Here is a 14,025-nt window from a genome sequence, read left to right as displayed (position 1 = left end):
GTGACCACATTATGCGTGTTTTGTAACGGTCGCAACGTGATTGTCATACGTGCCCGGAAGACAGGAGGTCGGAATGCAGTTCAAACCATCAGATCAGAACGACGACGACGACGCCGAGCAGAGAGTTCTCGACATGTTCCGCCGCGACCCGGAAGTTGCATCGCTGGGAATCACCGTTCGGTCGGTCAGCCCGGGCAGCGTCGACCTCGAATGGATCATCGACCATCGATTCCTCAACTCGCACGGCATCCAGCACGGCGGATTCACATTCCTTTTGGCGGACACTGCTCTCGCGTACTGCTGCGCCTCACTCGGCCGGTCGTCGGTCACCCGCACGGCGGAGATCGCCTTCCTCAGCGGCGTGCCGGCGGGAGCCCGGCTGATCGCGCGAGCTGAAGTGCGCGCAATCTCCGGCAGGACCACGATCTGTGATGTTCGGGTGACGGGTGAGGACAACGCACTTTACGCAGAATTTCGCGGCCATGCCGTCACGACAGCGACATCGTCCACGCAGTGACTCGTCGAGGCCCGCGTGGTGACGTCAGGCGATGGTGGGTCGAACCACCTGGACATCCGGGTCGGGCTTCACGTAGAAGCTGACCATGGGTCCTCCCGGTGTTCGCACGAAGGGCAACTTGACCTCGACGAACGCGCCCTGCACGCCACCGTGCGGTATCCCCCGCGCATCCAGCGCCGCCTTGAGGCGGTCGATCGCTGACGCATCCTCGACTCCTATTCCACACATCACAAATCCAGCGAATTCTCGCGCTCGCTCGGGGTCCAGCCAGAGGACCACGTTCGGCCCTCCCGAGAGATGTCGGAAGGCAGATGCGACGGGCCCCGAATCTCCCGGGAAGTCGAATTCCCACTCGTACCCGAGTACCCCCTCCCAGAACTCCCTCGCAGTCTGCACGTCAGAAACGGGAAGGCGGATGTGGTGAGTGCCGGTGAGCCGTCCTTCGAACGCAGCAGTCACGACGTTGTTCCTCGCGAACCGCGAATCAGCCCGTGCACGCGCGCACGAAGCTCGGCAAACTCTGGCATCCCCTTCGTCGTCAGCTGGTCCCGACGGCTTCCAAGGTCGACGCTGACAATGTCGGCGACGTGGGCAGGGCGCCCGTTGAGCGCGATCACCCGATCCGACAGATAGACAGCCTCATCGATGTCGTGGGTGACCAGAAGCACCGTGAGCGACAATTCCCGCTGCAACCGCTGCATCAGGTCTTCCAGATCGGCGCGCGTGTAGGCGTCCACCGATGCGAACGGCTCGTCCATGAGGAGCAGCGTCGGTCGGGACGCGAGCGCGCGGGCGATCGCCACCCTCTGTTGCATTCCGCCCGAAAGCTGCCACGGGTACATGCCGGCAGCGACGTCATCCAGGCCGACAAGCGCGAGAGCGCGGAGCGCATCAGTACGAGCAGACGCGCGCGACGATCCTGCAGCACGAAGCGGTAGCGCGACGTTCGCGAGGACGCTTGACCACGGCATCAAGGAGCGACTGTAGTCCTGGAACACGAGCGCGACGCCCGCTGTCGGTTGCGTGACTCGCTCGCTTCGCACGTAGACGGCCCCGGAGGTGGAGGGCTGCAGCGCAGCCAGGCAGCGCAAGAGAGTGGTCTTACCCACCCCTGACGGGCCGACGATGCAGACGAACTCTCCCTCGAACACCGTGAAGTCCATCGGCGAAAGCACCGCGCGGTCGTTGTAGGAGTGCCCCAATCCGCGCGCCTCAAGGATGACGGCGCTCGAGGTGTGAGCCGAATTCGGTCCCGTAGGCGATCGATGGATCGTCATTTTTCGCTCCCCAATCTAGTCTGCTGCAGTCGGTGCCATCGGAGGATCACCCTCTCGATGAGGCGGAATGCGATGTTCAGGAGGTAGCCGAGAATGCCGAGCGCGACGATCGCGCCCCACATCGAACTGATCGCGAAATTCCGTTGAGCGGCCAGGAGAAAATACCCAATTCCGCCGTTCCCGCCGACGGTCTCGCTCACGACCAGAATGATGAGGGAGATGGAGAGCGCGGTCCGCGCACCGGCGAAGATCTGAGGGCTCGCACCCGGAAAAACGACCGACAGCAGTCGACGGATCCGGCCGAAGCGGAAGACCTCCGCTACCTCGAAGAGCAGTGGCTCGACACCCCTGACCCCGTCCACGGTGTTCAAGAGAATGGGCCAGAAGGATCCGAACGCGATCAACAGGACCTTCATCTCCTGGTCGATTCCGAACAACACGATGAAGATCGGCAGCAGCGCGACTCCGGGGATCGCCCGGAGTATCTCGAGCAGCGGCCGACTTGCCCGCTCGAGCGCTGGCGTGAGGCCAAGCACCGTGCCCATGACCACTCCGCTCGCCAATGCCACCCCGAATCCGAGGCCCAGAAGCTCAAGGCTGGGGAGAAGGTTGCTCGCGAGGCCCGCGCTGTTCAACCAGTCGTGAGCGAAGGAACCGAGTATCGATGAGAGGGGCGGAAAATACACCGAGGTGCTCGATGCGCTCCCGAACCACCACGCGACGACGAGGACAACCGGGAGCCACGCCTCCAGCGCCACGACGGTGAGCCACTCGCTGCGTCTCGTTCGCATCAGTACTCCTCCCGTCGCTGGGATGAGTGCCACCGGAGAACTCGGCGCTGGATCAGCCAGAAAACTGCATTGACGAGGAGTCCGAGGAGGGCCGACACCAGCACATAGGCGTACATCCGGGGCGTATCGAGGTAATTCTGCGCATTCTCGATCTGGTACCCGATTCCCGGTGCTCCGCCCAGCAACTCGCCGGTGATCGTGAGGAGAAGACAAATCGTGGTGCCGACACGGAGTCCCGTCATCACGAACGGCATCGACCCCGGAAGGAAGATATGAAGGATGTACCAGCGCCTGGGCATCCGAAAGGATCGGGACATCTCCCGAAGGAGCGGTTCGCCCTGACGCGCGGCGTAGATCGACTGAATGAGAATCGGCCAGATGGCACCGAGGACGACCACCACGAGAACCATCCGGGGGGTCGGGCCGAAGAGGAGGAGCACCAGCGGCAGAATCGCGATGGGGGGAATGGTTCTGAGAAAATCGAAGAGAAATCGGGTGCTCTGATTCGCGATGGGACTCGACCCGATCGCCAGTCCGATGGTGACGCCCACGACACCGCAGATCGCCAGAGCCAAGAGGAAGGTACCCACCGTCTCAGCGATCGTGGTCCAGAACAGGGGCGTGACGAGGTAGCCGCCGAGCGCGCCGAAGGTCTCGATTGGGCTTGGCATGACTTTGGGCGGGAGCTCACTGGAGGCGATCCACCACACCGCCAGAGCGACGCCCAATACGACGATCTGCGCGAGCCGGCGCCCGGTACGCGTGTGACGCACCGGACGCCGGCCAGGGTCGCTCGACGGACTAGAGCCCGAACCGGCGGAAGCAGCCGGGACTGGACTGTTCTGATTCATGATCGTGTGACCCACACTTCTCAGCAAGCATCGGACCGGAGTGGACGCCTACGGCGCCCAGACCACAGCGGATCCCTTGGGTACGGCTGCTGCCTGCAGCACCTTGTACGTGACGAGGAAGTCGATGTACCTCTGCACCTGGTCGCCCGTGAGGGACTCCTCGCCGAAAAGGGGCAGGTGGGCCTTGGCGATCACCGCACCGGGAACCGGGGTGTGCGCGGCAACAATTGATCGCACAGCATCCGGATTGGCGTTGTCGAACTGGTTCGACGCCAGAATCGCACGCTGGAACTGCGCGACGACCTGGGGGTTCGCCTTCGCGTAGGACGCGGCGGTGACGAAGACGAACGTGGGCAATTTCGGAACGGTGTTCTGCTCGGGATTGAAGATCGCCTTGAATCCCAGGCCCTTCGCGATGGTGACGTTCGGCTCACCAAGAACAACAGCATCCACCCGGCCAGCCTGCAGAGCCGGGATGGCTTGAGGCGGCGCAATCTCCACGAACTGGACCTTGCTGGGATCGCCGCCGTCCTTCGTGATGGAGGCCGAGGTGAGGGCTTGCGCGGTCCCGCCCAGCTGGTTCACCTGAACCTTCTTGCCCTCCAGATCCTTGGGTGAGTTGATGCCGGAGTTGGCGCCCGCGACCACCATGGCGTAGCCATCGTCGTCAGGCACACCCACCGTGTTGGGAGCAACGGCCGTGATGCCCACGTTCTGCTGCGTGGAGCTGACGGCGGTTGTCGTGTCCACCGCAGCGAACATGAGACCGCCGTTGAGCAGTTGAGGGATCGCCGAAGCACCTGCGGTCAGGGTCGTCGTCGTCACCGTCAGCCCCTCCTTCTGGAAGAAGCCCTTGTCGATGCCTGTGAATACATCGGCAGTGGAGAGCTGGCCACCCACCCCGATCACGATGCTGGCCTTGACGATGCCTCCGGGCTTTGCCGCCGAGGACGGCGACGCCGCGGGTGCCGTGCTGCACCCCGCGAGCGTCGCGGTCAGGGCGAGGATCACGGCGATTGCGCCGGGACCCCGCAAATGACTCTTGTTCATAACAAAACACTCCTTTGGGTTTTGGTTAGTACGGTGACGACGAGGACTTAGTCCTCGACTTCGACGAGTCCGTCGCTCAGGCAGAGGGTGCCATCGGCGAGCGCGGTCTCGAAGCTGAATATCGAGCGGCCGCCGGTTGAGCCGGCGCGGAAGACTCGTGTGGTGATGACGTCGTAGGGGGTGACCCACCGACTGAATCGAACGGCTAGCCGCTTGATTCGACGGGTCTCGCCACCGGCGGCGTGCTCCAGCACGGCTCTGGTCGCGAAGGCAAATGTGCAGTTTCCATGCAGGATGATCCCTGGGAAGCCGTGCTGCTGCGCGAAGGCGTTCTCGGAGTGAAGCGGCATCGTATCCCCCGACGCTCCCATGTACCGATAGCTCTGATCGAGATCGAAGGCCTCCGTAACTTCGACGAACGGCTCGGCCTCGCGCGAATACTCGCGGGTGGGCGGCTGCTCACCGATCGCCTCCGGAGCAATGGCAGTTCGGATGAATACCGTGACGTGCTGATCGACCACGGGCTCGCCCCCACTCGTCGTCGTCTCCGCCCGAACCGTGATGAGGGAACCCGTCGAGCGAGGGGTGATCCCGACAGGGATGGCGCGCGTGACCAGGGTCATCCCCGCCTCGATCGGTCGGTGGAAGCGGAAGTCCTGCTCACCGTGGACGCCGAGCATCCTCTTGTCGACCGGCGGCATATTCAAGGTCAAGGGCGCGACCACTTTGAAGGCAGGGACGACGTTGAAGACGGGGCTCGCGATGTCACCCGAGAGGTGAACCGGAGCGGTGTCGTTGGTCGCGTGCGCATAGGCGATCAGGCGCTCGCGGTCGACGACGAATTCCGAAGGTTCACTCCATTTTCCGAGTGGTCGAGTATCGAACTCATCGGGCGCAATGCTGTCCAATGGGGAACTTCCTTTCCTGATATGCCGAATTGATCAGATTCCTCTGACGATCGTTTATGGACTGTCTCATAATTGAGTCATGCGAGAGCGTGGTGGGCGACAGGCTAGGCGCCGTTGACCTCACGGGATGCGGTGGCACGCTCGGGCCAATAGTGATCGCGCAGCAGCCGTCGTGGCAGCTTCCCGAGTTCGTTTCGCGTGAACGGTTCACGTCGAAGGATGACCTCGGTCGGCTTCTTCACAGAACCCAGTTGGGCCCGACAGAGCTCGATCAGCTCGTCGGCGGTCACCTCCACCCCCTCGCGCACGACCACAATCGCGACGGGCGTCTCACCCCATCGCGGGTGCGGCAGGCCAACCGCCACGGCCTCCACGACGCCCGGGTGCGTGAGCAGAGCATTCTCGATTTCGACGGGCCAGATATTGAATCCCCCCGAAATGATCATGTCGTTCTTGCGGTCGACGATGAAGAGGAGCCCCCGATGGTCGAGGTAGCCGATGTCGTTGGTCCGAACGAAGCCGTCACTCGTGATCCGCTCCGCGGTTGCGACCGAGTCACCGTAGATCCCGAGCATCCTCCCGGCTGTGGACACCTCGATCTCCCCAACGGAGCCCGCGCGCAGCTCAGTACCCGCGTCGTCGACGACCCTCACCGAGGCACCGACGCAGGGGCGCCCGGCCGAATTGAGAACACTCTCGTCTGTCTCGACGCCGAACCTGTGGTCTTCGGGGGTCAGACAGGACACGGGCAGGCACTCGCTCTGTCCATAGCTCTGAAAGAGCACATCCCCGAACGCCGCCTGAGCAGCGCGTGCCGTCGCGACCGAGATGGGTGCGCCGGCATACATCACCGCACGGACGCTCGACAGATCGAAGTCGCTGACGCGAGGGTGCGTCGCGATCACCTGGAGCATGGTCGGAACCATGACCGTGAGGCTGCATCTCTTTTCCTGAATCAGGCCCAGCGCCTCCTCCGGAGAGAAGTGCTCCAGGATTTGGATGCTGGCTCCGCGCGAGAGCAACAGGTAGAGCACGGTCGACGCGGCATGAGTGAGGGGTGCGGCAGCGAGGTACACGTCCGCGGACGTCACCCGCGGCAGCATCGCGGCATTATCGAGCGTGACGGCCATCCAACTTGCGTGCGTGTGGACCGACGCCCGCGGCGTCCCGGTCGACCCGGACGAGAAGGCGAGATGGATGACATCGTCTCCTGAGACGCGCACCCGCGCGTCGATCGGATTCGCCCCCGCCAGCACAGTCTCGTAATCCAGCAGGCGCGGATCCGTCGAATTGAGAACGAAGACGTATTCGACGCCTGCGGAGTCCAAGTCGGCGCGGAACCGATCGTAGAACTCCATGGTCGTCAACAGAACTCGCGCGCCTGAGGAACGAAGCATGCCGGCGTGAGCCTCGCCGCCGTTCATCGCGTGCAACGCGGTGCGCACGTAGCCGCCCAGCGCGAGCCCGGTCATCCACTCGAGCGTCGTCAGGTCGTTAGGAGCCAGTGTGGCGACTCGATCGCCAACCTCGATTCCGCGATGGATGAGCGCGTTCACCAGACGAAAGGAACGATCGGCGACCTGGTCGTAGCTGAGCGTCCGATCGCCGCACGCGACCGCGGGCAACGAGCCGAATGTCGCAAACGATCTGCGGATGAGTTCGGCGATTATCATGCCTCGTCTCCCTCACTGCGTTCGGAGTCCGCGTCGGGTCGTACCACTCGAAATCGCATTCGTGAGAACTTCCATGCACCGTCGATGCGACGATATTCGCAGTCGTACCGACCCTCCTCCCACACACCCCAGACGGGGACGTCTCGACCGGCGACCGTCGCCGTGCTGTGGAATCGATGCCACGTCCAGCGGCCGGTTGCGCTATCTCCGCTCACCGACACGACCGGGGATGACAAGAGGTAGCTTGCCCCGATCAGAGGCACGGCGACCATGTGTTCGAAATGCTCGGCGATCGCCACTGCACCGCGCTTGGGTCCGTGCGAGCGCATGTCGATGACTGCGTCGATCGCGAAGTAGGAGATCAGCTCCCCGAACGACCGATCCGCCACCGCGCGCACGAACGTCGAGTGGAGGATCTCGATCGCCGCGCGGGACTCTAGTTCGTCGATCCGACGGTGCAGATCGGCCAGCTCGTTCAGCATCTCGCCCGTCACGACACCACCGTCCGCTTCGAGTCGTGGGATTCCGACCGTGCAGTACAGACGCCGGCGGCGGCTCCTGAGGTGCGCGCACCAGAGGTAGCGGCCCCGCCGAACGGATCCGATAGTGCTCCACGCACGGCGGTCGCGGACGGTGCGCGCGACGTAACAGGTGCCTCGAGCGTGACATCGTCGGCCATTCTTCGGGGCTCCTTTGCCTGTTGTGTCGACCTGCTTGCGTCTCAATGTACTACATTTTTACGACGATCGTCAACTAAACTGTCTATCAAGCTGACGCGGGCAAAGCGTCAACTGCATGTATTCTTCGTTCATGGTCGATCCGCCTCGAGGCTCTACACCGGGCCTGCGGAAGACCAGAACGCTGCTCCTCACCGTGCTGGGTGAGGCCGTCCTCCCCTCGAGCTCATGGGTGTGGCAGGGCACGCTCGTGGACAGCCTGGTCACTCTCGGCTCTTCGGTCGCTGCGGCGCGGCAGGCGGTCGGGCGCGCCGTCGCCGATGACTGGCTCGTCAGCGAACGTGTCGGTCGACGGTCGCAGTTGCGGATAGCGGACTCGACCGTCGAGAGGCTCCAGCTGGCACGACAGCGCACCATGGACTTCGGCAACTCTCGCGATTGGGACGGACAGTGGCTCTTCGTCGCCCTCTCGGTCCCCGAAGAAAGTCGCGCGCTCCGTCACCACTTCCGCACCGAGCTCGCGTGGCTGGGGTTCGGGTCACTGGGTAATGGCTTGTGGGTGTCTCCGCACACAGAAAACGAAGAATCGGCACTCCGCCTCTTCCAATCGGTCGAGGGACCGAACGGCGCTTACGTTTTTACCGGTGCGCGTCCCGTCACCCACAGTCCCCGAGAGCTCGCCGCCGCCGCCTGGGATCTCGACGAGCTGAGGGACCGGTATGAGGCGTTCCTGGAGCGATTTGAACCCCTGAACCCGCGCAGCTCGCGCGAAGTGTTCGCGGCCTGGGTGGAGTTGCTGACGAGCTGGCGCCACTTCCCGCTCTTCGATCCTGAGTTGCCCGACAGTCTCCTCCCCCGAGATTGGCCCAGGTATCGTGCTCGTCAATTGTTCCGCGAACAATTCGAAGCGTGGACCGACGGGGCGCTCGACTACTTTCGATCGCTTGAAAGCTAGCGGTCAGCGACCGACAAGCCCGTCCCGCTCGACGACAATTAGTTCGTCGCCGAAGATCCTGTCGAGGTTCGACGTTCTCACCCGCGGAGTGAACGGGAGTAACTCCTGCGTGCAGTCAGCGTTGACGAAGAACGGTTCGCTGTCGACAATCGCCTTCGCAGCGTCGTAGCTCTCTGCCTCCACCATCGCCAACGCCGCCAGTTCGCCCGCCGGTCCAGCCCTGAACGAGCCGAAGCCGCCCGAGAAGACGAACGAGCCTTGCGCATACTTCGCGAATAGCCACTTTCGGTGGGCCTCAAGGACCTGCTCGCTTCGATCGGGACCGGTGTAGCGCGTCAAGAGAATGAAAAACACGTGTGCCTCCATCGATTCAGGGATGACGACATCCCTCGCAATAGGAGATTGTCTCCCTGCTCACGACGAGAGCCGAACTGCAACATAAGACATTTGTATTAAGTTCGCAACTGTTGTGTAATAGGTCCGCGCGAAAGTCGCGTGGGTTGCTCACAGAGGAGACAGCGTGGCGGGTTCGGCGAGAGTCGATCAACATCGCGAGGGCGACGTGCTGATCGTCACGATGGTGAATCCTCCGGTGAATACCCTCGGACGACCGCTGCGACGCGACCTCCTCGCCGCACTGGAGAACGCAGAAGCCGACCCGACGATCAAAGCCGTCGTCGTCACCGGGCGCGGGAATTTCAGTGCCGGAGCCGATCTCGCCGAGTTCGACAGCGGTGAGGGTTTGGCAGAGCCCACCCTTCACCTCACCATCGCCGGCTATCTGGATTCGATGAAGACGCCCACGATTGCCGCCATCACGGGAGTCGCACTCGGTGGAGGACTCGAGTTGGCATTGGCCTGTTCCGCGCGCATCGCGGAACGCGACTCACGACTGGGCCTGCCGGAAACCACGCTGGGATTCATGCCGGGCGCCGGCGGGACACAGCGCCTGCCACGCGCAATCGGGATCGAGGCCGCACTCGACCTCATCATGACCGGACGATCCGTTGACGGATCGCAAGCACTGTCGATGGGACTCGTGGATGCAATCGACAGCGATGTCATCGCCGCTGCCATCGCGATGGCAGCGCGCCTCGCCGCAAGTGCAAGTGCAAGTGCAAATGCAAATGCAAAGCCAAGACTGCGAGACGACGCCGTAGAAGAGCCGCTTGCAGAGGCCTTGGTCGAGGCCGCGCGACGCTCGGCCGCGCGCAATCCGCGCGTCAACGCGGGTGTCCTCGACGCTCTCGCCGCTCTCTCCGCCGCCGTGACGCTCCCGTTTGACAAAGGCCTTGCCCGCGAATTCGAGCTGTTTCGATCCCTGGCTCTTCAGCCCGAAGCACGCGCCGCCCGCTATCGCTTCCTGTCTGAACGCGCCGCCGGGAGGGTTCCCACGCCAGACGAGTCAACAACTCCCGTTTCACGGGCGGCTGTCGTTGGCGCGGGCACCATGGGGCGCGGCATCACCCTCGCCCTCCTGGGTGCCGGGGTCGTGACAACGATCATCGACACCGACCTCGAGCGGGTCGACAGTGCAGTCGCCGCCATTGCAGCCGAACTCGAGCGTTCTGTCTCGAAAGGTCGCCTGTCAGGACGTCAGCGAGATGAGCAGCTGGCGTCGCTCACGGGAGTCGTCGGGCTGGACGGAGCGGCCGACGTCGATGCAGTGATTGAAGCGGTCTTCGAGGATCTCCAGGTGAAGATCGATGTCTTCGCGCAGCTCGACTCGATCGCACGACCCGGCACCATCCTGGCCTCCAATACTTCGTCTCTCGACCTCAACCTCATTGCCGGGGCAACGAAGCGGCCCGAATCCGTGGTCGGGATGCACTTCTTCAGCCCCGCGAACATCATGAAGCTGGTCGAAGTGGTCAACGGTGCGCACACGGCGCCGGCCACACTCGCCTCGACAGTCGCTCTCGCGAAGAGAATGAAGAAGATTCCGGTGGTGGCGGAGGTGGGACCTGGCTTCATCGGGAACAGAATCTTCGATCAGTATCTCCGACAGGCGAACTCGCTCGTGCTCGAGGGTCTTGAACCATCTCGGGTCGACAGGGTTCTTGAGGCGTGGGGCATGGCGATGGGTCCATTCCGCGTGCTCGACGTCATCGGTAACGATGTTCCGTGGATGGCCAGGAGGGCGGCCCCGGGAGCGAAGGATCCCGCGTGGGCGATCGCCGATGCCGTCGCCGAACGTGGTTGGTTCGGCCGCAAGTCCGGCATCGGCTGGTACCGCTACGCGGCAGATGGGTCATCGAGCCCGAATTCCGAGGTGGGCAGTTTGTATTCGCCCGGTCGCGGCGACCGCGCGATCGACGATGCCGAGATCGTTGAACGCTGCGTACTCGCCATGGTGCGTGAAGCGGCCGACGTACTTGAGGCGGCGATCGCAGCCAGTAGCGCCGACGTCGACACCGTCATGGTTAACGGGTATGGCTTTCCCGCGCGGCATGGTGGCCCCTGGTTCTTCGCGAGCGACCTTGGATTCGATCGAGCCAACCGCGCGATGGTCAAGTGGGCGCGAGTGACATCCGACCCGTTTTGGGAACCCAGCACTTTCCTCCGCTCCCGTGAAGATCGGCCCACACCATGAGATCCGCCGTCATTGTCTCGACCGCCCGCACCCCACTCACGAAGTCCTGGACCGGCGCTTTCAACCTCACGCACGGTGCCACCCTGGCGGGGCACGTGATCGCCGCAGCGATCGAGCGCGCCGGCGTCGACCCGCAACGCATCGATGATGTCGTCTTGGGCTGCGCGAATCCGGAGGGGGCGACCGGCGGTAACATTGCGCGCCAAGCTGCGCTCCGCGCGGGCCTGCCGGTCTCCACCGCGGGCGTCACCGTCAGTCGATTCTGCGGCTCCGGGCTGGAGGCCATCGCCATCGCTGCTCAGCGAGTGATGACAGGACAGTACGACGTCGTCGTCGCCGGCGGCGTCGAATCGATCAGCCTGGTGCAGGAGCATATGAACGGATTCTCCGCGCGGGATCGCGAGTTGGAGAGGATCGTTCCTGCCATCTACTGGCCGATGCTGAGAACCGCGGAGACCGTGGCCGAACGATACTCGATCGGCCGAGACAGACAGGACGCCTACGGTTTGGGCAGCCACCTCAAGGCCGCTGCGGCACAGGCGGCGGGTCGATTCGATGCGGAGATCGTGTCGATGGCGGCTCGGATGGCGGCGGTCGACAAGGCGTCGGGTGTCGCGTCGATCGTCGAGACCGTCGTCGAGCACGACGACGGGATCCGGGGGGACTCCACGCTCGAAGGACTCGCGCGCATCCGTTCGGCTGTTCCGGGCGGAACCACCGCGGCGGGCAACGCCAGCGGCTTCTCCGACGGCGCCTGCGCCTGCGTCGTGATGTCTGAAGAGCTGGCCGAACAACTGGGACTCCAACCGCTGGGTCGCTTCAGCGCCTACGCTGTCGCCGGCTGCGAACCGGATGAGATGGGCGTTGGTCCGCTCTACGCAGTGCCGAAGCTCCTCGAGCGATGCGGGCTGCGAATCGACGACATCGATCTCTGGGAACTCAACGAAGCGTTCGCGGTTCAAGTCCTCCACTGCAGAGACACGCTTGGCATCGACGACTCGATTCTCAACGTCGATGGCGGTGCGATCGCGATGGGGCATCCCTATGGCGTGTCGGGCGCTCGACTGAGCGGCCACGCACTGATCGAGGGCGCGCGCCGGGGCGCGTCCCGCGCCGTCGTGACAATGTGCATTGGCGGCGGCCAAGGGGCCGCCGCACTCTTTGAATTCAACTGAGCAAGCCCATCCATCCACCCATTCACCCATTCACCCATTCACCCAGAGGAGAATGCCATGTCACTACTCGAAGACCCGCAATGGAGCGGCGCCTTGTACTCCGGCACATGGCGGCGGACAGCCGCGGCGACCGCGGACGTCGTTGAACCGGCTACCGGAGCACTCCTCGGGAGTGTCGGTGTTGCCACGCGCGAGGATGTTCAGCGTGCGGCGACAGCGGCAGCGTCCGCTCAGAAGGACTGGGCGAAGCGTTCGCCCGAACAGCGAGCCGCCGTCCTTCGCAAGGCAGGCCTGCTCTGGGAGCAGCACGCTGAGGAGATTCAAGGGTGGATCGTCCGCGAATCCGGGGCAATCCTTCCGAAGGCTCAGCTGGAAACGCACACCGCAGCCAACGAGTGCTTTGATGCGTCGGCGCTGCCTTCCCTCAAGCAAGGCGATGTGCTGGCCTCGAACGAGGCGCGTTGGTCGTTCGCTCGACACCTGCCGGTGGGGGTTGTCAGCGTCATCGCGCCGTTCAACTTCCCTCTGATCCTCGCAATCCGATCGGTTGCGCCCGCGCTCGCGCTCGGAAACGCGGTGCTCCTTAAGCCGGACCTCCGCACCACGGTCTCCGGCGGTGTGAGCATCGTGCGAATCTTCGAGGAGGCGGGCCTGCCGGAGGGACTTCTCCACCTGCTCCCCGGCGGGGTGGAGGTCGGTGAAGCACTCGTGGAAGCACCTGAGGTCCGTGTCGTGTCGTTCACCGGCTCCACCGCTGCTGGCCGAGCAGTGGGAGCGCTGGGCGCGCGGCATCTCAAGCGAGTCCATCTCGAGCTCGGGGGCAAGAACGCGCTGATCGTGCTGCCTGGAGCCGATCTGGCGCGTGCCACCTCGGCCGGCGCGTTCGGATCGTTCATGCATCAGGGCCAGATCTGCATGGCCACTGGTCGTCACCTCGTCCACGAGAGCATGTTCAACGAGTACGTGGACGCGCTCGCCTCGACGGCCCGCGCGCTTCCCGTCGGGGACCCGGCGTCAGCCCAGGTCGCGCTGGGTCCGATCATCGATCAGCGCCAACTCGACCGCATCGATTCCGTCGTCCGACGCACGGTCGAGATGGGCGGCATCGTCGCCGCAGGCGGCACCCACCAGGATCTGTTCTACGCCCCGACGGTCATGACCGGCCTGGGCGCTGGCATGCCCGCATGGCAGGAAGAGATCTTCGGGCCGGTCGCCCCCGTCCGGTCGTTCGCAAATCTTGATGAGGCCACGGCGATCGCAACGGACAACGAGTACGGTCTGTCTCTCGGGATACTCGGCGATGTCGGAATGGCGATGGAACTCGCGGACCGGATTCCCAGCGGCAAGATTCACATCAACGAGCAGACCGTCTCCGACGAGTCGAACGCGCCCTTCGGCGGCGTCGGATGGTCGGGCAACGGCTCACGGATTGGTGGTGCGGAGACGAACCTCGACGCATTCACTGATGTTCAGTGGCTCACGATGCGGTCAACGATCGCCGAGTATCCCTTTTAGACCGGCGGAGGCGAGCGCCTCCGGCCGTCGGACACGTGGGGAT

The 14,025-nt window shown here is 63.9% G+C and carries 14 protein-coding genes; 5 read left to right on the top strand and 9 right to left on the bottom strand.

From position 1 onward, the window contains the following. Nucleotides 1–73: 73 nt before the first annotated feature. Nucleotides 74–517, top strand: a complete 444-nt coding sequence (locus G3T37_RS06970) for a PaaI family thioesterase (protein ID WP_241732272.1) — start codon at nucleotides 74–76, stop codon at nucleotides 515–517. 24 nt (nucleotides 518–541) lie between these two features. On the opposite strand, the gene G3T37_RS06965 is transcribed toward G3T37_RS06970, so the two are convergent. From G3T37_RS06965 to G3T37_RS06930, 8 genes are all read right to left on the bottom strand, one after another. Continuing rightward, complete coding sequence (locus tag G3T37_RS06965) at nucleotides 542–976, bottom strand: VOC family protein (RefSeq protein ID WP_163472783.1); 435 nt, start codon at nucleotides 974–976, stop codon at nucleotides 542–544. Beyond that, a complete protein-coding gene (locus G3T37_RS06960) occupies nucleotides 973–1,794 on the bottom strand; it encodes an ABC transporter ATP-binding protein (protein ID WP_163472782.1) in 822 nt (273 codons plus the stop codon). The genes G3T37_RS06965 and G3T37_RS06960 overlap by 4 nt, the downstream gene beginning before the upstream one ends. Beyond that, nucleotides 1,791–2,585: an ABC transporter permease gene (locus G3T37_RS06955; RefSeq protein ID WP_163472781.1), complete on the bottom strand. Its 795-nt coding sequence runs from the start codon at nucleotides 2,583–2,585 to the stop codon at nucleotides 1,791–1,793. Before G3T37_RS06955 ends, G3T37_RS06960 begins: the two co-directional genes overlap by 4 nt. Beyond that, nucleotides 2,585–3,256 (bottom strand): ABC transporter permease, encoded by a 672-nt coding sequence (locus G3T37_RS06950; RefSeq protein WP_163472780.1) that lies wholly within the window; start codon nucleotides 3,254–3,256, stop codon nucleotides 2,585–2,587. Before G3T37_RS06950 ends, G3T37_RS06955 begins: the two co-directional genes overlap by 1 nt. A gap of 228 nt (nucleotides 3,257–3,484) precedes the next feature. Beyond that, nucleotides 3,485–4,486 (bottom strand): ABC transporter substrate-binding protein, encoded by a 1,002-nt coding sequence (locus G3T37_RS06945; RefSeq protein WP_163472779.1) that lies wholly within the window; start codon nucleotides 4,484–4,486, stop codon nucleotides 3,485–3,487. Between the two features lie 47 nt (nucleotides 4,487–4,533). Continuing rightward, nucleotides 4,534–5,394 carry a MaoC/PaaZ C-terminal domain-containing protein gene (locus tag G3T37_RS06940; RefSeq protein WP_163472778.1) on the bottom strand — a complete coding sequence of 287 codons (861 nt, stop codon included), beginning with the start codon at nucleotides 5,392–5,394 and terminating at the stop codon, nucleotides 4,534–4,536. Nucleotides 5,395–5,498: 104 nt separating this feature from the next. Then, nucleotides 5,499–7,067: a class I adenylate-forming enzyme family protein gene (locus G3T37_RS06935; RefSeq protein WP_179465111.1), complete on the bottom strand. Its 1,569-nt coding sequence runs from the start codon at nucleotides 7,065–7,067 to the stop codon at nucleotides 5,499–5,501. Beyond that, on the bottom strand, nucleotides 7,064–7,561 hold the full coding sequence (locus G3T37_RS06930) for a nuclear transport factor 2 family protein (RefSeq protein WP_163472776.1): 498 nt from the start codon (nucleotides 7,559–7,561) through the stop codon (nucleotides 7,064–7,066). The genes G3T37_RS06935 and G3T37_RS06930 overlap by 4 nt, the downstream gene beginning before the upstream one ends. 301 nt (nucleotides 7,562–7,862) lie before the next feature. Between G3T37_RS06930 and G3T37_RS06925 the strand changes: the two genes are divergently transcribed. After that, entirely contained in the window at nucleotides 7,863–8,699 is an 837-nt protein-coding gene (locus G3T37_RS06925; RefSeq protein WP_338401210.1) for a PaaX family transcriptional regulator, read from the top strand. 3 nt (nucleotides 8,700–8,702) lie between these two features. On the opposite strand, the gene G3T37_RS06920 is transcribed toward G3T37_RS06925, so the two are convergent. After that, nucleotides 8,703–9,053, bottom strand: a complete 351-nt coding sequence (locus G3T37_RS06920) for a YciI family protein (protein ID WP_163472774.1) — start codon at nucleotides 9,051–9,053, stop codon at nucleotides 8,703–8,705. A gap of 166 nt (nucleotides 9,054–9,219) precedes the next feature. Here G3T37_RS06920 and G3T37_RS06915 point away from each other — a divergent pair, with 166 nt between their 5' ends. Genes G3T37_RS06915 through G3T37_RS06905 form a run of 3 tightly spaced genes read left to right on the top strand, consistent with a single transcriptional unit; the run spans nucleotide 9,220 to nucleotide 13,982 of the window. Beyond that, entirely contained in the window at nucleotides 9,220–11,292 is a 2,073-nt protein-coding gene (locus G3T37_RS06915) for a 3-hydroxyacyl-CoA dehydrogenase NAD-binding domain-containing protein (RefSeq protein WP_163472773.1), read from the top strand. Continuing rightward, nucleotides 11,289–12,467 (top strand): acetyl-CoA C-acyltransferase, encoded by a 1,179-nt coding sequence (locus G3T37_RS06910; protein WP_163472772.1) that lies wholly within the window; start codon nucleotides 11,289–11,291, stop codon nucleotides 12,465–12,467. The genes G3T37_RS06915 and G3T37_RS06910 overlap by 4 nt, the downstream gene beginning before the upstream one ends. A 57-nt stretch (nucleotides 12,468–12,524) precedes the next feature. Beyond that, a complete protein-coding gene (locus G3T37_RS06905; protein ID WP_163472771.1) occupies nucleotides 12,525–13,982 on the top strand; it encodes a benzaldehyde dehydrogenase in 1,458 nt (485 codons plus the stop codon). Nucleotides 13,983–14,025: the final 43 nt, after the last annotated feature.

Source organism: Galbitalea soli, assembly GCF_010686725.1.
Classification (GTDB): domain Bacteria; phylum Actinomycetota; class Actinomycetes; order Actinomycetales; family Microbacteriaceae; genus Galbitalea; species Galbitalea soli.
This window is presented reverse-complemented; position numbering and strand designations above follow the sequence as displayed.